Genomic DNA, 17,358 nt, shown 5'->3' with positions numbered 1-17,358 from the left:
ACCGGATCGCGGGTTCGGACAGGCAGGTGGTTACCGGTGAGCACGAGCCGGGGCGGACGGCCAAAGCCGGGGGCTCAGTCAGCGGGACGGGATTCGCGGTGCTCGCGGAGGGCGCGCTCGCTGGCTGTTTCGCGGCGGGCGGACGGGCGCCTGCCGGCGGGGCGGGGCTCGGGCGGCGCGGCGGCCGCGGCATCGCGGGCGGCGCGGGCATCGATGCGGCCCGCCGCGGCTGCAGCGCGGTCGGCCACGGAGGCGGCGGCTTCGCTGGCGGCCTCATGACCGTTGGCGGACGGTTCGGGGACCGGCGCGGCAGCCCGGCGGCCTGGCCGGCGGGTCCGCGCGGCCGGGGCTGGTTCCGTCGCGACGGCGGCTGCAGCGCCGAGTGTCCCGGCGGCTTCGAGGATGGGACGGAGGTAGCGGCCGGTGAAGCTCGCTTCGACCAGGGCGACCTCTTCGGGAGTGCCGACGGCGACAACCTGGCCGCCGCGGTCGCCGCCGAGGGGGCCGAGGTCGATGATGTGGTCGGCCGACTTGATAACGTCGAGATGGTGTTCGATGACGACGACGGTGTTGCCGGCATCGACGAGGCGGTGGAGGACGTTCAGCAGGTGGTCGACGTCCTGGAAGGCGAGGCCGGTGGTGGGTTCGTCGAGGACGTAGAGGGTACGGCCGGTGGAGCGGCGGGAGAGCTCGGCGGCGAGCTTGATGCGCTGGGCTTCGCCGCCGGAGAGGGTGGTGGCGGGCTGGCCGATCTTGATGTAGCCGAGGCCGGTGGCTTCGAGGGTATCCAGGATGCGCTTAATCCGGGGGAACCGTTCGAAGAACTCGACGGCCTCGGAGACGGTCATGTCGAGCACTTCGGCGATGTTCTTGCCGCGGAAGGTGATTTCGAGGGCTTCGCGGTTGTAGCGCTTGCCATGGCAGGCCTCGCAGGGGACGGTGACGTCGGGGAGGAACTGCATCTCGACGATTTTGTAGCCGTCGCCGGCGCACTCTTCGCAGCGGCCGCCCTTGACGTTGAAGGAGAAGCGGCCCGCTTTGTAGCCGCGGGCGCGGGCTTCGGGGACGGAGGCGAAGAGGTCGCGGATGAGCGTGAAGGCGCCGGTGTAGGTGGCCGGGTTGGAGCGGGGGGTGCGGCCGATCGGCGACTGGTCGATATCGACGACCTTGTCGATGTGTTCGAGCCCTTCGATGGTGTCGTGGGCGCCGGGGCGCTGGCGGGCGCCGTGGAGGACCTGGAGGGCGCGCGGCACGAGGATGTCGGTGATGAGCGAGGATTTGCCCGAGCCGGAGACGCCGGTGACGGCGACGAACTTCCCGAGCGGGATTTCGACGGTGATATTGCGGAGGTTGTTCTCGCGGGCGCCGACAATACGGATGGACTTGCCGTTGCCCGGGCGGCGCTGGTTGGGCACGGGGATCTGGCGGCGGCCGGAGAGGTAGGCGCCGGTGATGCTCTCGGGGTGCTCGAGGATGGCGGAGAGGGGGCCTTCGGCGACAACGCGGCCGCCGTGGATGCCGGCACCGGGGCCCATATCGATAATCCAGTCGGCGGCGCGCATCATGGCTTCGTCGTGTTCGACGACGAGGACGGTGTTGCCGAGGTCGCGGAGGCGTTCGAGGGTGCGGATGAGGCGGTCGCCATCGACGGGGTGGAGGCCGATGGAGGGCTCGTCGCAAATATAGAGGACGCCCATGAGGGCTGAGCCGATCTGGGTGGCGAGTCGGATGCGCTGGGATTCGCCGCCGGAGAGCGTGCCGGAGACGCGGTCGAGGGTGAGGTAGTCGAGGCCGACATCGACGAGGAATTCGAGGCGGGAGCGGATCTCCTTGAGGACCTGGACGGCGATCGCCTGGTCGCGGGCGGAAAGCGGGGATTCGGGCCCGGCGAGGCGGTCGAACCAGGCGCGGGCCTCGGCGATGCTCATGGCGGTGACGGCGGTGATGGGCTGGCCGTCGACGAGGACGGAGAGGGCCTCGGGCCGGAGGCGGCGGCCCTTGCACTCGGGGCAGGGGATTGCCGCCATGTACTTTTCGATCTCGGCGCGGACGTAGTCGGAGTCCGTTTCTTTGTAGCGGCGCTGGAGGTTGGGAATGACGCCTTCGTAACGGGTGTCGTAGACCTGCGTGCGGCCGTACTGGTTGGTGAAGCGGAGGCGGAGGAGCTTCTCGCCAGTGCCGTAGAGGAGGGCGTGGAGCTGGGATTCGGTCAGCCCGGCGATGGGCGTGTGGATGGAGAAGCCCTGGTCTTCGGCGACCGCTTCGAGCTGGCGGAGGTACCAGCCGGCGACGCTGGGGGATTTCGCCCACGGCTCGACGGCGCCCTGCGCGATGGACTTCGAGCGGTCGGGGATGACGAGCGCGGGGTCGATCTGCATTTCGACGCCGAGGCCGGTGCAGCGGGGGCAGGCGCCGTGGGGGCTGTTGAAGGAGAACGTGCGCGGTTCGATTTCGCCAATGGAGGTGCCGTCGTAGGGGCAGGCGAAGTGCTCGGAGAAGATGCGCTCGGCCGGGGGCTGGGGGGCATCGGCGGGGGCACCGCCGGCGTAGCCGACGATCATGACGCCCTGGCCGACTTTGAGGGCCTGTTCGACGGAGTCAGCGATGCGGCTTGCGGCGGCGGGGTCGGAGCCGGGTTCGGGGACCACGAGGCGGTCGACGACGACGTCGATGTCGTGGCGCTTCTTTTTGTCGAGGGCGGGAAGCTCATCGATGTCGTAGACCTGGCCGTCGACGCGGACGCGGACGAAGCCGGCGCGGCGGGCTTCATCGAAGATGCCGGCGTGCTCGCCCTTTTTCGCGCGGGCGACGGGCGCGAGGAGGAGGAGGCGGGAGCCGGGCGGGTAGGCGAGGGTGGCATCGACGATCTGCTGGACGGTCTGGCGTTCGATGGGGCGGCGGCAGACGGGGCAGTGGGGTTTGCCGATGCGGGCCCAGAGGAGGCGCATGTAGTCGTAGATTTCGGTGACGGTGCCGACCGTGGAGCGGGGGTTGTTGGACGTGGATTTTTGGTCGATGGAGATTGCAGGGGAGAGGCCGTCGATGTGGTCGACATCGGGCTTTTCCATGAGCCCGAGGAACTGTCGGGCGTAGGCGGAGAGGGATTCGACGTAGCGGCGCTGGCCTTCGGCGTAGATGGTGTCGAAGGCGAGGGAGGATTTGCCGGAGCCGGAGAGGCCGGTGATGACGACGAGGCGGTCGCGGGGGATGCGGACGTCGATGTTCTTGAGGTTATGTTCGCGGGCGCCGCGGACGATGATGTGGTCGAGGGGCACGTGGGGCCTTTCCGGCGGGGAAGCGTGTGGGCGCGGGAGGGCGCCGGGAACGAGTGTAGCGCCGGCGCGCACATGAGGATGGTAGCGCCGACACGAACGTTTGTTCAATCAGCGGCGGCTACCGCAGAAGGGACGGGCAGGGGATGCTGTGGGCGTGCAGGCGCTGCTGCTGGGGGTGGTGCTGCTGGCGACGGTGGCGGCGCTCTATCTGCGGCCGTTCGGGGCGCGGGACTGGCAGGTTGCGGCGGCCGGCGGGGCTGCGGCGTGGGCGCTGGGGCCGATCGGGCTGGGGGGCGGGCTGGAGGTGGTGGCCGATTCGGCGAACATCCTGGCGTTCTTCTTCGGGCTGATGCTCATTGCGGCCGGCGCCGAGGCGGCGGGGCTTTACGCCCGGGCGGCGCGGCTGCTGGCCGGGCGGCGGACGGCGCGGGCGCGGGTCGGCCTGGTGCTGCTGCTGGGGACCGGCATCACGGCGGTGCTCTCGAACGATGCGACGCCGCTGGTGCTGACGCCGGCGATCTTCGCGGCAGGGAGCGTGACAGCGCGGGCCACCACGGATGCTGCCTTCGCGGCGACCTTCACGGCAGACGGGGCGAGCCTGCTCCTGCCGGTGAGCAACCCGGTGAATCTGCTCTTCTTCGAGCGGTTCGAGCTGGGGCTCGGCGGCTACCTGCGGCTGGTGACGCCGGCCGCGCTGGCGGGCATCGCGGCGCTGGCGCTGGTGACGTGGCGGCGGTCGGCCGGGGGCCGGGAGGCGGAGGCAGGGGCAGGTCGGCACGTGGCCATTGACCGGCCGGTACTGCCGGCGCTGGTCGTGGTGGCGGGGCTGGCCGCGGCGTATGTCGCGGCGGGGCTGCGCGACCTGCCGCTGGGGGCGGTGACGCTCGGGGGCGGGGCCGCGATGGCGGCCGCGGCCCGGCTGGGCGGACCGATCGACGGGCGGCAGTTCCGGCGGCACGTCGCCCCGGGGGTACTCGTCTTCGTGGCGGGGCTGCTGCTCCTCGTGGAGAACGTGGTTGCGGCGGGGGCGCTGGACTGGCTGGCGGGGGTGCTCGGCTGGCTGGAGGGGCGGCCGGTGCTGGTGACGGTGGCCGGCGGCGCCGTCATTGCAGCGGCGCTCGCGAACCTGATGAACAACTGGCCTTCGGCGCTGCTGCTGGCAGCGACGATTGCCTCGCGGCCGGGGGAGCATGAACCGCTGGTGGTGGGGGTGCTGATCGGCTCAACCATTGGGGCGAACTTCACGATGGTCGGGTCGCTGAGCACGGTGTTCTGGCTGAGCCTGGCGCGGCAGCACGGGGCCGAGTACGGGGCAGGGCGGTATGCACGGAGGGCGTTCGCGCCGACGCTGGCGGCGATGGCGGCGGCGGTGCTTGCCGGCGCTGCAGCGGCGGGCCGGGGTTAGCGGCGCACCCGGTAGCGGCAGTAGAGCTCGCCGGTGGCTTCGTTCGGGACGGCGGAGACGAGTTCGAGCTGCTTCATTGTGCGGCGGGTGAAGGCGCGTTCGCCTTCGACCGGGGTGAGGGTGTCACGTCCGCCGACGATGCGGGGGCCGATGGTGATGAACAGCTCGTCAACGGCATCGATGGCGAAGAGGCCGGCGTTCAGGGTGGGGCCGCCCTCGCAGAGGAGGAGGCTCGCGCCGAGTTCGCCGCGCATGTGGCGGAGCATGGCAGCGAGGTCATTGCGTTTCGGGAGGAGCACGACCTGCCGGCCGGTGGCGCGGAGTGCGCGGACGCGGTCGGCGGGGGCGCCGCGGGCGACGTAGACGACGGCGTCGAAGTCGGGGGCGGTGAAGAAGATGCGGTCGAGGGGGAGGTTGGCGGAGGCGGTGATGGTAGCGGCGATGGGGAGCCCCTCGCGGCCGCGTGCCGCGCGGATGGTTTCGAGGATGGGGTCGCCGAGGCGGGAGGAGGAGCCGCTGACGCGGAGGGTTTCGGCGCCGTTGAGAACGATATCGGCATGAACGCGGAGCTCGCGCATGAGGCGCTGGTCGACCGGCGAGCCGAGGCCCTGCTCGGTGCCTTCGACGACGGTTTTGCCGTCGACCGACATGACCATGTTGACGATGACGTAGGGGCGGTTGTCGGGCGGGGCAGGGAATTCGAGCGCGGTGTAATCGGGCTTGGGCATGCGGGCAGGTTACTGGAAGCGGCGGAAGATAGCCGCGAGGAGGGAGAGGCCGACGGAAAGGAGGAGCATGGTGGTGATGGGGATGTAGACGCGGGTGCTGCCGCTTTCGATGCGGATGTCGCCGGGGAGGCGGCCGAACCAGCTGAACGCGCCGAGAGCGACGAGGCCGCCGATGACGACGAGGGCGAGGCCGACGATAACGATCAGGAGGCCGAGGCTGCGCGGTTCCATGGGCGGTTTATTCGGTGCCGGGGAGGTCGCGTGCGGGATCGAGAGGGCGGTAGTAGCAGGTCGCATGCCCGGTGTGGCAGGCAGGGCCGGCGGGCCGCGCTTTGACGAGGAGGGAGTTGGCCTCGCAGTTCTTGGCGATGGACACGAGGGCGAGGGTGTTGCCGGAGGTTTCGCCCTTCTGCCAGAGCTGGCCGCGGGAGCGGCTCCAGAAGGTGACGAGGCCGGTTTCGAGGGTGCGCCGGAGGGCTTCTTCATTCATATAACCGAGGATGAGGACCTCGCCGGTGTCGGCATCCTGCACGACCGCTGGCATGAGGCCATCGGGACCGAAGGCCAGGCGCTCGACTTCGCTCATGGGATGGGCTCCGGATCGGGCACGGGCCGGACGGGAATGCCGCGGGCAGCGAGGTACTCCTTCACCTGCCGGATGGTGTACGTGCCGAAGTGGAAGATGCTGGCGGCAAGGACGGCGTCGGCGCGGCCTTCGGTGAGCGCGGCAGCCATGTGCTCGGGGCCGCCGGCGCCGCCGGAAGCGATGACCGGGACCGGGACCGCATCGGAGATGGCGCGGAGGAGTTCGATGTCGTAGCCCTGCTGGTGGCCGTCGGCGTCCATGCTGGTGACGAGGAGCTCGCCGGCGCCGCGGCGGGCGGCTTCGACGGCCCATTCGACGGCATCGAGGCCGGTCGGCATGCGGCCGCCGTGGGAGTAGACCTCCCAGGAGCCGGGGACGCCTTCGACGCGGCGGGCATCGATGGCGACGACGATGCACTGGCTGCCGAAACGGTCGGCGCCGCTGGAGATGAGGTCGGGGTCCTGGATGGCGGCGGTATTGATGCTGACCTTCTCAGCGCCGAGTTCGAGCATGATTTTCATGTCGGCCGTGGAGCGGATGCCGCCGCCGACGGTGAAGGGGATGAAGACCTGCTCGGCGGTTGCGGCGACCATGTCGTAGGTGGTGACGCGGTCTTCAGCGGAGGCGGTGATATCGAGGAAGACGAGCTCATCGGCGCCGGCGGCTTCGTAGGCGCGTGCGAGTTCGACGGGGTCGCCGGCGTCGCGGAGCTGGACGAAGGAGACGCCTTTCACGACACGGCCGCGGTCGACGTCGAAGCAGGGGATGATGCGCCGGGTGAGCATGGTTCGATTGTGGGGCCGGGAGACGGGCGATGTCGACCGCAGGCGGTTCGTGGCTACGCCATAGCTACCGCGGCCAAGGCCTCGCGGAGCGTGAAGCGGCGCTCGTAGAGCGAGGTGCCGACGATGGCGCCCTCGCAGCCGATGGCGGCGAGTTCGCGGAGGTGGTCGAGGGTGGAGATGCCGCCGGAGGCGATGACCGGGCAGCGGACGGCTGCGAGGAGGTCGCGGTAGGCTCGGAAGTTCGGTTCGGAGAGGGTGCCGTCGCGGGAGATGTCGGTGAACATGATGCGGGCGACGCCGGCGGCATCGAGCTCGCGGGCGAGGTCGAGCGCGCGGACGTTGCTACCGTGTAGCCACCCGTCGGTGCGGACCTCGCCGTCGCGGGCGTCGATGGCCACGACGATGGCGGGCCCGAACCGTTGGATGGCGGCGCGGGTGAGCGCGGGGTCTTTGACCGCGATGGAGCCGAGCTGGACGCGGTCGGCGCCGCGGGCGAGGGCAGCCGCGATGGCTTCGAGCGTCCGGATGCCGCCGGAGACCTCGACCGGGATGGCGACCGCGCGGCAGATGGCTTCGATGACGGCGGTATTGACCGGACGGCCTTCGCGGGCGCCGTCGAGGTCGACGACGTGGAGGCGCCGGGCGCCCTCGGCCTGCCACTGGCGGGCGACGGCGACGGGGTCATCGCTGTAGGCGGTTTCGCGGCCGTAGTCACCCTGGCGGAGGCGGACGCAGCGGCCGCCGCGGAGGTCGATGGCGGGGATGACTTCAAAGCTCACGGGGCGGCGGCGGCCGCGGGGACGGGGGCGCCGTCGCGGGCCCAGCGGACAAAGTTTGCGTAGAAGCGGAGGCCGTCGCGGCCGCTTTTTTCCGGGTGACACTGCGTGGCCACAAGGTAGCCACGCGCGAGCACCGAGGGGAAGCGGAGGCCGTACTCGGTTTCGCCGAGGACGAGCGCCGGGTCAGGCGTGGCCGGGTGATAGGAGTGGACGAAGTAGAAGTAGCTGCCGGAGGGGATGCCCTCGGTGACGGGATGGGGGTAGCGCCACTCGATGGTGTTCCAGCCCATGTGGGGCACTTTCAGGCCAGGCTGCGCGGGGAATCGGCGCACGTCGCCGGGGAGGATGCCGAGGCACTCCTGGTCGCCTTCTTCTGAGCGTTCGAGGAGGGCCTGGAGGCCCATGCAGACGCCGAGGAAGGGGCGGCCGGCGGCGATGTAGTCGCGGATCGGCTCGATGAGGCCGCGCTCGCGGAGGTTGCGCATCGTATCGGCGGCAGCGCCGACCCCGGGAAGGACGAGGGCGCCGGCGCCGGCGATATCTGCGGGCTCGGCGCTGACGAGGGGGCTGGCCCCGACGAAGTCGAGGGCGCGGGCGACGCTGCGGAGGTTGCCAGCGTCGTAATCGATGACGACCACGCGGTCTCGCATGGGGCGAGTGTATCACGGGCGCTCTGCGCGGCCGGGGCTATACTTCGGGCCATGCGCCCGGTGCCGAAGACCCAGTACGAAGCGCGGCTGCGGAGCGAAGAGCTGCGGTCGCTCATCAACTACCACAACCGCCTCTACTACGAGCTGAACCAGCCTGAGATCCCGGACGAGGTCTACGACGACCTGATGAACGAGCTCCGGGCGATCGAAGCGGCGTACCCGGAGCTGATTACGCCGGATTCGCCGACGCAGCGGGTCGGCGGCGCGCCGCTGCCGACGTTCGAGGTAGTCGAGCACCGCATCCCGCTGTTGAGCCTTTCGAACTGCTTCAGCGAGGAGGAGCTGCGGGCGTGGCACCGGCGGGCGGCGGAGCGGCTGGGGATGGAACGGTTCGCACTGGTGTCGGAGCCGAAGATCGACGGGCTGGCGATTGCGCTGGTGTACGAGCGCGGGCGGTTCGTGCAGGGCGCCACGCGGGGCGACGGCTACCACGGCGAGAACGTGACCGAGAACCTGCGGACGATCCCGACGATTCCGAAGCAGCTGCAGGGAAGCTACCCGGAGCGGTTCGAGGTGCGCGGCGAGGTCTACATGCCGCGGAGCGGCTTTGAGGAGCTGAACGCGGCGATCGGCGAGGAGAACCTCCGGCGGGAACAGGAAGGGAAGAAGCCGCTGCCGATGTACGCGAATCCGCGGAACGCGGCGGCGGGAGCCGTGCGGCAGAAGGACCCTGCGGTGACGGCGTCGCGGCCGCTGGCGATGTTCGTCTACCAGCTCGGCTGGTGCGAGGGTCCGCACCCGCAGAGCCACTTCGAAATCCTGGGCTGGCTCAGGGAGATGGGGTTCAACGTCAACCCCGAAGCGCGGCTCCACCCGGACCTGGAGGACGTTTTCCCGCGGATCGACTGGTGGGGCCGCGAGCGGGAGCGGCTGGACTACGACATCGACGGCGTGGTCATCAAGGTTGACGACACGCAGGCGTGGGAGCGGCTCGGCGCGGTGGGCCGCGAGCCGCGCTGGGCGACGGCGTTCAAGTTCCCGCCGCAGCAGCGGACGACGAAGCTGCTGGACATCCAGGTGAACGTCGGGAGGACCGGCGTGCTGACGCCGTTCGCCGTGCTGGAGCCGGTGGTGGTCGGCGGGGCGCGGGTCTCGCTCGCGACGCTGCACAACGAGGGGGACATCCGGCGGAAGGACATCCGCATCGGCGACACGGTGATCGTGCAGCGCGCGGGTGAGGTAATTCCGCAGGTGGTCGGGCCGGTGGTGCAGCTGCGGACGGGCGAAGAGCGGGAGTTCGTGATGCCGGACCGGTGCCCGGCGTGCGGGACGCCCGTTTCGCGGGACCCGGACCAGGCGGCGGTCTACTGTCCGAACGCGGCCTGCCCGGCGCAGCAGATCCGGCTCATCGAGCATTTCGCGAGCCGGTCGGCGATGGATATCGAAGGGCTGGGGGAGAAGATGGCGGTCCAGCTGTACCAGAGCGGGCTGGTGCGGAACGTGGCCGACCTGTACTCGCTGACAAAGGAGCAGCTGCTCCGCCTGGAGAAGGTGCAGGAGAAAACCGCCGAGAACCTGCTGCGCGGCATCGCGGCGAGCAAGAGCCGGCCGCTGCCGAACGTGCTTTTCGCGCTGGGCATCCGCCATGTGGGGATGGAGACGGCCCGGCTGCTGGCCGAGCACATCGGCAGCCTCGACCGGCTGCTCGACGTGAAGGCGGAGGAGCTCCAGCAGATCGAGGGGATCGGCCCGGTGGTCGCCGCGAGCATCGAGAACTGGGTGCAGCGGCCGGAGAACCGGGCGATTGTCGAGCGGCTGGTCGCGGCGGGGGTGAACCCGCGGTTCGAGCGACCGGCGGCGGGCGCGGGGCCGCTGGAGGGGCTGACGATTGTGGTGACCGGCCGGCTGGAGCGGATGAGCCGCGCCGAGGCCGAGGACGCGATCCGGGCGCGCGGCGGGAAGGTGGGAAGCTCAGTGACGAAGGGGACCGACTTCCTGGTCGTTGGGGCGGATGCCGGCTCGAAGCTGGCGAAAGCGGAGAAGCTGGGGACACGGCTGCTGACGGAGGAGGAGTTCCTGGCGCTGCTGGAGCGGGGGCCGGCGGCGCTTTCGCAGGCTTCGTGAACGGTTCCAACCATTTTCGAAGCAGGAAATGCCGCGCGGTTCGCCGGGCGGGGTGATGGCGGGTATACTTTGAATCTGACTACCCCGCGGGTTTCTGCGGTTCGCATGACAGGTTCACGCCCTTGGCGTTTCCCAATATTTTCGGTTCGTTATTTGGGTTCTTATCTCACGACATCGCCATCGACCTGGGGACGGCGAACACCCTGGTGATGGTGAAGGGCCGGGGGATCGTCATCGACGAGCCCTCGGTGGTGGCGATCGACCGGACGACGAAGAAGATCCTGGCGATCGGGGCGGAAGCGAAGCGGATGGTGGGCCGGACGCCGGCGAACATTGTGGCGGTGCGGCCCCTGCGCGACGGGGTGATTTCGGACTTCGAAGTCACCGAAAAGATGCTGAGTTACTTCATCCGGGCGGTGCACGACCGGAGCTTCCTGGCGCAGCCGCGGGTGGTGGTGGGCATCCCGAGCGGGGTAACGGAGGTCGAGAAGCGGGCGGTGCACGACGCGGCGCTAAACGCGGGCGCGCGGGCGTGCTACCTGATTGAGGAGCCGATGGCGGCGGCGATCGGCGCCGGTTTACCGGTGATGGACGCGGCCGGGTGCATGATTGTCGACATCGGCGGCGGCACGACGGAGGTGGCCGTCATCTCGCTCGGGGGCATGGTCGTGAGCACCTCGATCCGCGTTGCCGGCGACGAGATGGACCAGGACATCATCGCGTATGCGCGGCAGGTGCATAACCTGCTCATCGGCGAGCGGACGGCGGAGGAGATCAAGAAGCTGGCGGGTTCGGCGGCACCGCTCGACCCGGAAGAGACCATCGAAATCCGGGGGCGCGACCTTGCGACGGGGCTGCCGAAATCGGTGGAGGTGAGCACCGTCGAAATCCGGGACGCGCTGGCGGGTTCAATTGCGGCGATTGTGGAGGCGGTCCGCTCATCGATCGAGGTGACGCCGCCGGAGCTGGTGAGCGACCTGATGGCGCACGGGATTGCGCTTGCCGGGGGCGGCGCGCTGCTGCGGGGGCTCGACCGGCGGCTCTCGCAGGAGACGCGGTTCCCGGTATACGTGGCCGAAGACCCGCTCCTGTGCGTGGTGCGGGGCGCGGGCGAAGTGCTGGAAGAATCGGCGCTGCTGGAGAAGGTGCAGTCGCAGCTGGTTTCGCGACGGCCCGGGCGGTAGCATCGCCGTGCGCCTCGAGGGACCGTCATGCTCATCCTGAACCGGTACTCGTGGTGGCTCGGAGCCATGGTCGGGCTGGCGATTCTGCTCGGAATCGCCGGACAGGTCGGCGTGCTGAGCCCGGTGCAGGGCGCCTTTCTCCGGGTGACTGCGCCGTTCGAGGCTGTGCTGGGCGGCATCTTCCGCCCTGTTGCGGGGCTGCTCTCCAGCGCGGGCGAAGTCGACGACCTGCGCGCCGAGAACGCGCGGCTGCGCGTCGAGAACGAAGGGCTCCGGAATGAGCTGGCGCAGCGGCAGCAGGACGCGCAGCGGATCAAGGAACTGGAGGCAGCGCTCGGGCTGGCGCAGGGCGACACCTCCCAGTCGCGGCTGGCGGCGAACGTGGTCCACCGCGACAGCTCGCCGTTCACTGACGTCATCACGATCGACCGAGGCTCGAACGACGGTATCGTGAAGGGGATGGTGGTGACGTCGACGCAGGGGTCGCTGATGGGCACGGTAACGCGGGTGACGCCGACGCGGTCGTTCGTCCGGCTGATTACCGACACGCGGAGCAACGTGCGGGCGGCGGTGCTGGGCGGAGAAGGGGCCGACGGCATCCTGCGGGGCAACCCGGGGCGGACGCTGACGCTCGACATGGCGCAGGGCGACATCAAGGTGGGCGACACGATCGTGACCGCCGGGCTCGGGGGTGCGTTCCCGTACGGCATTCCGATCGGCACCGTGACGTCAGTGGAGGGCACGACGCAGGACCTGTTCCCGAAGGTGCGGGTGGAACCGCTGACGCGGCTGGGCACCGCAACGACGGTGCTCGTCCTGATGAGCTTCGTGCCGGAGCGGCTGGACCTGGAGGCGGGGCCGTGAGGGGGCTTGCGCTGTTCGCGCTGGTCTTTGGGGCGGCGATTGCCCAGGTGACGGTAGCGCCGCTCTTCCCGGTGGGCGGGGCGGTGCCGGAGCTGGTGCTGCTGAGCCTCTGCCTCGTTGCGGCGTTCAGCGGCCCGGTACCGGTGATGGTGCTGACGCCGCTGGCGGCCCTGATGCACGGGATGCTGGCGGACCGGGATGCCGGGCTCCTGCTGCTGGCCTACCTTCCGGTGCTGCCGCTCGGTGCGGCGCTCGAGGATGGGCCGCTCCCGCTAGGACATGCGGCGCGGACGTACCTCATGGCTGCCGGTGCGGGGATGCTGGCACGGACCGTGCTTGCCATCGGTGCGATGCTCGGCGGTGCGCCGGCGCTGTTCGGGGCGCTTGCGGCCGAGGTGCTGCTCCCGGGGCTGCTGCTTGATATCGTGGTGCTCACGCTCTGCTATGTGCCGCTGCGGCTCGCGGGGCTCATTGGGAGCGGGTTCCGGCTGCAGCGGGGGAGGTACTTCGCGCACCTATGAGCCTGCTGGGTGAAGGGCTGCGCACTCCTGCGGGACCATCCCGCAACCGGCCGCACGGCAACGTGGGGGTCCTGCGGGCGTTCATCCTGCTGCTCTTCGCCATCCTGACGGTGCGGCTTGTGGACATGCAGATCCTGCGGGGCGAGGAGTTCGCGCAGCGTTCGCGGGAGAACCACATCGTCCGGAAAAACATCCTGCCGACGCGGGGGCTCATCACCGACCGGAACGGCGAGCCGCTGGTGAAGAACGTTGGCGTGTACGCGGCGACCATCCTGCCGGAGATGCTGCCGGCGTCGCCGGAGGCGCGCTACCGGATCTACCTGCGGCTGCAGGAGCTGATCGGGGTTTCGCCGCTGGAGGTGCAGACGAAGGTCGACGAGGCGATCGCGGCCGGCCGGGATTACATCGCCATCCGGATCGCGACGAATCTGCCGCGGGAGGCGGCGCTGGCGCTGGAGGAGGCATCGTCGGACCTGCCGGGGGTGAGCCTCGAGGTGACGCCGGGGCGGCAGTACACGGCGGGGCCGGCCTTCTCCCACATCCTCGGGTACATCGGCCCGCAGACGGCGGAGGAGGCGAAGCAGCTGCGCGGGAAGGGGTACCAGCTGAATGAGCCGGTCGGGAAGGACGGGATCGAAGCGTGGTATGAGGCGGACCTGCGCGGGCAGATTGGGTACACGGCAGCAGAGCAGAATGCGCAGGGGAAGCTCATCACCCTCATCGGGCAGCAGGACCCGGTCCCGGGGAATACGGTACGGCTGAACATCGACGCCGGGCTGCAGCAGTACGTGGCCGAGCTGCTCGAGGCCTCGATGAAGGACAACGGCACCGGCTGGGGCGATGCGAAGCAGGCGGCGGCGGTGGTGATGAACGCGAAGACCGGGCAGGTGTATGCGCTCGTTTCGATCCCGACGTACGACAACAACATCTACGCGGATGCGGAGCGGCGGGCGGACGAGCTGCGGCGGATCCAGGCCGACACTGTCACGTATACGCTGCTGAACAAGGCGCTCAACCCGGCAGCGCCGGGTTCGACGTTCAAGCTGGTGACGGCGACGGCCGGCCTGGCGGAGGGAAGCATCACACCGAACACGGCGTTCCAGATCGGCTGCAGCCTCGACATCAAGGGCGAGAACGACGTCATCTACAACTACCCCGACTGGCGCTGCCACAACATGCTGATGGATGTGCGGACGGCGATCGCCTGGTCATCGAACGTGTTCTTCTTTCTGACGGCGGGCGGCGACCTGGAGCGGCAGCGCGGGCTCGGGAAGGACGTGGAGACCTCGGGGGCGGTGCTGGCCGCGTGGGCGCGGAAGTTCGGGTTCGGGAAGCCGACTGGCATCGACCTGTTCGGCGAATCGCCGGGGCGCGTGCCGGACCCGCAATGGAAGCGGCGGACGAAGGTGGGCCAGGGCTTCGCGCCGGGCGAGAACGAGTGGTTCCTGGGCGATACCTACAACACAGCGATCGGCCAGGGGGATGTGCTGGCGACGCCGCTCCAGATTGCGCGGATGACGGCGGCAATTGCGAACGGCGGGACGCTTCCGGTGCCGCACGTGGCGGACGCGGTCATCGGGCCGGACGGCAAGGTGGTCCGGACGATTGCGCCGGAAGGCGAGAAGGTGGATGTCGACCCGCGGTGGCTGCAGGTCGTGCGCGAGGGGATGCTGGGTTCGGTGCAGTACGGGGCCGGGGCGCGGGCCGCAAGTTCGCGGACGACGGTGGCCGGGAAGACGGGGACGGCGGAGTTCTTCAAACCGGACGGCACGAAGTCGCAGCACGCGTGGTTTACGGGATTCGCGCCCTACAATGACCCGGAGATCGTGGTGACGGTGTACTTCGATATCGGCGTCGGCGGCGACAAGGCTGCGCCTGTGGCCGGGAAGATCATCGACTACTACATGGAGAAGGTGCGCCGGTGACGAGCCTGACCTTCGGCAGCTTCGGGCGCACCCGGGCGGGGACCTCGTTCTGGCGGGGCTGGGACCGGTTCGATTACGTGATGGTGGGCGCCGCGCTGGCGCTCGTGGGGTGCGGGCTTGCGCTGATTCACAGCGGGTCACGGCCGTGGTACGACGGGCCGATCACCAGCCTTGCGAGCCCGGTGGCGAAGCAGGCGCTGTTCGCGGCGGTCGGCATCGCGGTGATGCTCGCCGTCTCGCGGGTGGACTACCACCGGTTCCTGCACTTCGCGTGGCTGCTGTACGGGCTTTCCATCCTTTCGCTGGTCGCGCTGTTCGCGCTGGGGAGTACGGCGTACGGGTCGACGCGGTGGTTCGACCTGGGGCCGGTGCAGGTGCAGCCGTCGGAGTTTGCGAAGGTGGCGGCGATCCTGTGTCTTGCGCGGTTCTTTTCGGAGCATGGCGGCGATGCGCGGGACCTGCGCTCGCTGCTGCTGTCGCTGGCGATTGTGGCGCCGCTGGCGGGGCTGGTGTTCATCCAGCCGGACCTGGGGACGAGCATCGTGTTCGGTGGCATCTGGCTGGGGATCGTGGTGATCGCGGGGGCGAACCGGAGCCACCTGCTGGTGATGGCCGCGATCTTTGTGGCGGTGCTGCCGTTTGCGTGGACGTTCGCGATTGCGGATTACCAGGTGGAGCGGGTCGCGGTGCTGGTCGACCCGAACGAGGACCCGCTGGATGCGGGCTACAACGTGCTGCAGTCGCAGATTGCGCTGGGCTCGGGGCAGCTGTTCGGCAAGGGGTACATGCAGGGCGACCAGACGCAGCTGGAGTACCTGAAGGTTTCGACGAAGGACTTCATCTTCAGCCTGCTGGGCGAGGAGTTCGGGTTCGCCGGCGCGATGGTGGTATTCGCGCTGTTCATCCTGCTGCTGATGCGCGGGGTGCGGGCGGCGCAGCTGGCCGGGGACACGGCGGGGCAGCTGATTGCGGTGGGCATCACGATGCTGATCCTGATGCAGACGTTCATCAACGTTGCGGTGAACGTGAGCCTGTTCCCGGTGACGGGCATCCCGCTGCCGTTTGTCAGCCAGGGCGGGTCGTCACTGGTCAGCCTGTTCGCCTCGCTGGGGCTGCTGCAGAGCATCGTGATGCGGCACCGCTCGTACCGGCAGACCTGAGAGCCCCACCCGTTCGAGCGCGTCAGCAAGCGAGGCCACCCGGGTGAGCTGGAGCCCTTCAACGGCAGCGGTGCCGGCCGGGACGACCGCACCGCGGAGGCCGAGGCGGGCGAGCTCGGCAAGGCGGCGGTTCGCCTGGTGGACGGGGCGGACGGCGCCGGAGAGTGCGAGTTCGCCGAGGAAGGCGGTGCCGGCCGGGAGGGGGCGGTCGTGGATGGCCGAGGCGAGGGCGAGACAGATGGCGAGGTCGGCGGAGGTGTCGCGCAGGCGGAGGCCGCCGGAGACGCTGGCCACGATATCGAGCGCGCCAGCGGGGATGCCGCCGCGGCGGGCGAGCACGGCGAGGAGGAGGTGGAGGCGCGCGGGTTCGATGCCGGCAGCGATGCGGCGCGGCGCGGCGAGGGCGGACGGGACAGCCAGCGCCTGGACCTCGACGGCGAGGGGGCGGGACCCTTCGATGACGGCGGTGATGGCGCAGCCGGAGGCACCGGGGGCGTGCGGGGCGAGGAAGGCTGCGCTGGCGTTTTCGACGCTCTGGAGGCCGGCGCCGGTCATTTCGAAGAGTCCGAGCTCGTCGGTGGCACCGAAGCGGTTCTTGACGGCGCGGAGGAGGCGGAGGACGCCGCCTTCGGCGGACTCGAAGTAGAGGACGACGTCGACGAGGTGCTCGAGGAGCTTTGGGCCGGCGACCTCGCCGCCCTTGGTCACGTGGCCGGTGACGAGCGTGGCGGTGCCGGTCCCCTTGGCGAAGGCGAGCAGGCGCGCGCCGGCTTCGGCGAGCTGGGCGGGGCCGCCGGCGCGGGATTCGAGCCCTTCGACGGTGACGGACTGGATGGAATCGACGACGAGGACGTCGACGCCGGCGGACTCGGCCGCGGCAAGGGCGGCATCGAGGGAGGGGTCGGCGATGAGGTCGACGGGAGCATCGGCGACGCCGAGGCGTTCGGCGCGCATGCGGACCTGGCGGGGCGACTCTTCGCCGCAGATGCAGGCCACGCGGAGGCCGCCCCGGGCGAGGCTGGCGGCGGCCTGGAGCATGAGGGTGGACTTGCCGATGCCGGGGTCGCCGCCGACGAGGATGAGCGAGCCGGGGACGATGCCGCCGCCGAGCACGCGGTCGAATTCGGGGATTGCGGTGGCGTGGCGTTCGGCGGTATCGCCTTCAACGTCGCCGAGGCGCACGAGCGAGGCGGCCGGTGCAGCGGCGCCGGGGCGCCGGGAGGCAGCGGTCCCCCGGGGGGCTTCGGCGAACGGCTCGAGGGTGTTCCAGGCCTGGCAGCCGGGGCAGCGGCCGACGTAGGCGACGGTCGTCCAGCCGCAGGAGGAGCAGCGGTAGCCGCGTTCGGTGCGGGGCACCCGGCGAGTATAGGGG

The 17,358-nt window shown here is 70.0% G+C and carries 15 protein-coding genes; 7 read left to right on the top strand and 8 right to left on the bottom strand.

Translation table 11 applies throughout. The annotated features are described in order from the left end of the window. Nucleotides 1-74 precede the first annotated feature (74 nt). Complete coding sequence (gene uvrA, locus Tbon_RS10005; RefSeq protein ID WP_192497898.1) at nucleotides 75-3,275, bottom strand: excinuclease ABC subunit UvrA; 3,201 nt, start codon at nucleotides 3,273-3,275, stop codon at nucleotides 75-77. A 154-nt stretch (nucleotides 3,276-3,429) separates the two neighbouring features. Between uvrA and Tbon_RS10000 the strand changes: the two genes are divergently transcribed. Further along, nucleotides 3,430-4,680: an SLC13 family permease gene (locus Tbon_RS10000; protein ID WP_192497897.1), complete on the top strand. Its 1,251-nt coding sequence runs from the start codon at nucleotides 3,430-3,432 to the stop codon at nucleotides 4,678-4,680. On the opposite strand, the gene Tbon_RS09995 is transcribed toward Tbon_RS10000, so the two are convergent. The 6 genes from Tbon_RS09995 to hisH are packed head-to-tail and all read right to left on the bottom strand — an operon-like array spanning nucleotide 4,677 to nucleotide 8,208. After that, entirely contained in the window at nucleotides 4,677-5,408 is a 732-nt protein-coding gene (locus tag Tbon_RS09995) for a dihydrofolate reductase family protein (RefSeq protein ID WP_158067570.1), read from the bottom strand. The two genes, Tbon_RS10000 and Tbon_RS09995, sit on opposite strands and share 4 nt — an antisense overlap. A 9-nt stretch (nucleotides 5,409-5,417) precedes the next feature. After that, nucleotides 5,418-5,639, bottom strand: coding sequence for a DUF2905 domain-containing protein (locus tag Tbon_RS09990; RefSeq protein WP_158067569.1), 222 nt, complete (start codon nucleotides 5,637-5,639; stop codon nucleotides 5,418-5,420). A gap of 7 nt (nucleotides 5,640-5,646) precedes the next feature. Then, nucleotides 5,647-5,994: a phosphoribosyl-AMP cyclohydrolase gene (gene hisI / locus Tbon_RS09985; RefSeq protein ID WP_158067568.1), complete on the bottom strand. Its 348-nt coding sequence runs from the start codon at nucleotides 5,992-5,994 to the stop codon at nucleotides 5,647-5,649. Further along, a complete protein-coding gene (hisF, locus tag Tbon_RS09980; RefSeq protein ID WP_158067567.1) occupies nucleotides 5,991-6,779 on the bottom strand; it encodes an imidazole glycerol phosphate synthase subunit HisF in 789 nt (262 codons plus the stop codon). The genes hisI and hisF overlap by 4 nt, the downstream gene beginning before the upstream one ends. 53 nt (nucleotides 6,780-6,832) lie before the next feature. Then, complete coding sequence (gene hisA / locus Tbon_RS09975) at nucleotides 6,833-7,558, bottom strand: 1-(5-phosphoribosyl)-5-[(5-phosphoribosylamino)methylideneamino]imidazole-4-carboxamide isomerase (RefSeq protein ID WP_225734595.1); 726 nt, start codon at nucleotides 7,556-7,558, stop codon at nucleotides 6,833-6,835. Beyond that, entirely contained in the window at nucleotides 7,555-8,208 is a 654-nt protein-coding gene (gene hisH / locus Tbon_RS09970; protein WP_158067566.1) for an imidazole glycerol phosphate synthase subunit HisH, read from the bottom strand. The genes hisA and hisH overlap by 4 nt, the downstream gene beginning before the upstream one ends. A 51-nt stretch (nucleotides 8,209-8,259) precedes the next feature. On the opposite strand from hisH, the gene ligA reads away from it, so the two are divergent. The 6 genes from ligA (at nucleotide 8,260) to rodA (ending at nucleotide 15,986) form a co-directional block, all read left to right on the top strand. Continuing rightward, a complete protein-coding gene (ligA, locus tag Tbon_RS09965) occupies nucleotides 8,260-10,332 on the top strand; it encodes an NAD-dependent DNA ligase LigA (protein ID WP_158067565.1) in 2,073 nt (690 codons plus the stop codon). 122 nt (nucleotides 10,333-10,454) lie between these two features. Next, on the top strand, nucleotides 10,455-11,516 hold the full coding sequence (locus tag Tbon_RS09960; protein WP_098504569.1) for a rod shape-determining protein: 1,062 nt from the start codon (nucleotides 10,455-10,457) through the stop codon (nucleotides 11,514-11,516). A 27-nt stretch (nucleotides 11,517-11,543) separates the two neighbouring features. Then, the gene (gene mreC / locus Tbon_RS09955) at nucleotides 11,544-12,380 is read left to right on the top strand and encodes a rod shape-determining protein MreC (RefSeq protein WP_158067564.1); all 837 of its coding nucleotides are present in this window, start codon (nucleotides 11,544-11,546) and stop codon (nucleotides 12,378-12,380) included. Then, on the top strand, nucleotides 12,377-12,901 hold the full coding sequence (locus Tbon_RS09950) for a hypothetical protein (protein ID WP_158067563.1): 525 nt from the start codon (nucleotides 12,377-12,379) through the stop codon (nucleotides 12,899-12,901). Before mreC ends, Tbon_RS09950 begins: the two co-directional genes overlap by 4 nt. Then, nucleotides 12,898-14,826, top strand: coding sequence for a penicillin-binding protein 2 (gene mrdA / locus Tbon_RS09945; RefSeq protein ID WP_158067562.1), 1,929 nt, complete (start codon nucleotides 12,898-12,900; stop codon nucleotides 14,824-14,826). The genes Tbon_RS09950 and mrdA overlap by 4 nt, the downstream gene beginning before the upstream one ends. Beyond that, nucleotides 14,823-15,986 carry a rod shape-determining protein RodA gene (gene rodA / locus Tbon_RS09940; RefSeq protein WP_158067561.1) on the top strand — a complete coding sequence of 388 codons (1,164 nt, stop codon included), beginning with the start codon at nucleotides 14,823-14,825 and terminating at the stop codon, nucleotides 15,984-15,986. Before mrdA ends, rodA begins: the two co-directional genes overlap by 4 nt. Here rodA and radA read toward each other — a convergent pair. After that, nucleotides 15,909-17,342, bottom strand: coding sequence for a DNA repair protein RadA (gene radA / locus Tbon_RS09935; RefSeq protein WP_192497896.1), 1,434 nt, complete (start codon nucleotides 17,340-17,342; stop codon nucleotides 15,909-15,911). The genes rodA and radA overlap by 78 nt on opposite strands. Between the last annotated feature and the right edge of the window lie 16 nt (nucleotides 17,343-17,358).

Origin of the sequence: Tepidiforma bonchosmolovskayae (assembly GCF_008838325.1) — a bacterium.
Taxonomy (GTDB): Bacteria; Chloroflexota; Dehalococcoidia; order Tepidiformales; family Tepidiformaceae; genus Tepidiforma; species Tepidiforma bonchosmolovskayae.
The sequence above is the reverse complement of the archived record's forward strand: the minus strand, read 5'-3'. Positions and strand labels throughout refer to the sequence as shown.

What these genes read in the sequence shown, in the direction of transcription:
- Tbon_RS09995 (WP_158067570.1), bottom strand. Translation starts at nt 5,408, where the DNA reads ATGCCCAAGCCCGATTACACCGCGCTCGAATTCCCTGCCCCGCCCGAC.
- hisH (WP_158067566.1), bottom strand. Translation starts at nt 8,208, where the DNA reads ATGCGAGACCGCGTGGTCGTCATCGATTACGACGCTGGCAACCTCCGC.
- ligA (WP_158067565.1), top strand. Translation starts at nt 8,260, where the DNA reads ATGCGCCCGGTGCCGAAGACCCAGTACGAAGCGCGGCTGCGGAGCGAA.
- Tbon_RS09990 (WP_158067569.1), bottom strand. Translation starts at nt 5,639, where the DNA reads ATGGAACCGCGCAGCCTCGGCCTCCTGATCGTTATCGTCGGCCTCGCC.
- mreC (WP_158067564.1), top strand. Translation starts at nt 11,544, where the DNA reads ATGCTCATCCTGAACCGGTACTCGTGGTGGCTCGGAGCCATGGTCGGG.
- mrdA (WP_158067562.1), top strand. Translation starts at nt 12,898, where the DNA reads ATGAGCCTGCTGGGTGAAGGGCTGCGCACTCCTGCGGGACCATCCCGC.
- hisI (WP_158067568.1), bottom strand. Translation starts at nt 5,994, where the DNA reads ATGAGCGAAGTCGAGCGCCTGGCCTTCGGTCCCGATGGCCTCATGCCA.
- hisF (WP_158067567.1), bottom strand. Translation starts at nt 6,779, where the DNA reads ATGCTCACCCGGCGCATCATCCCCTGCTTCGACGTCGACCGCGGCCGT.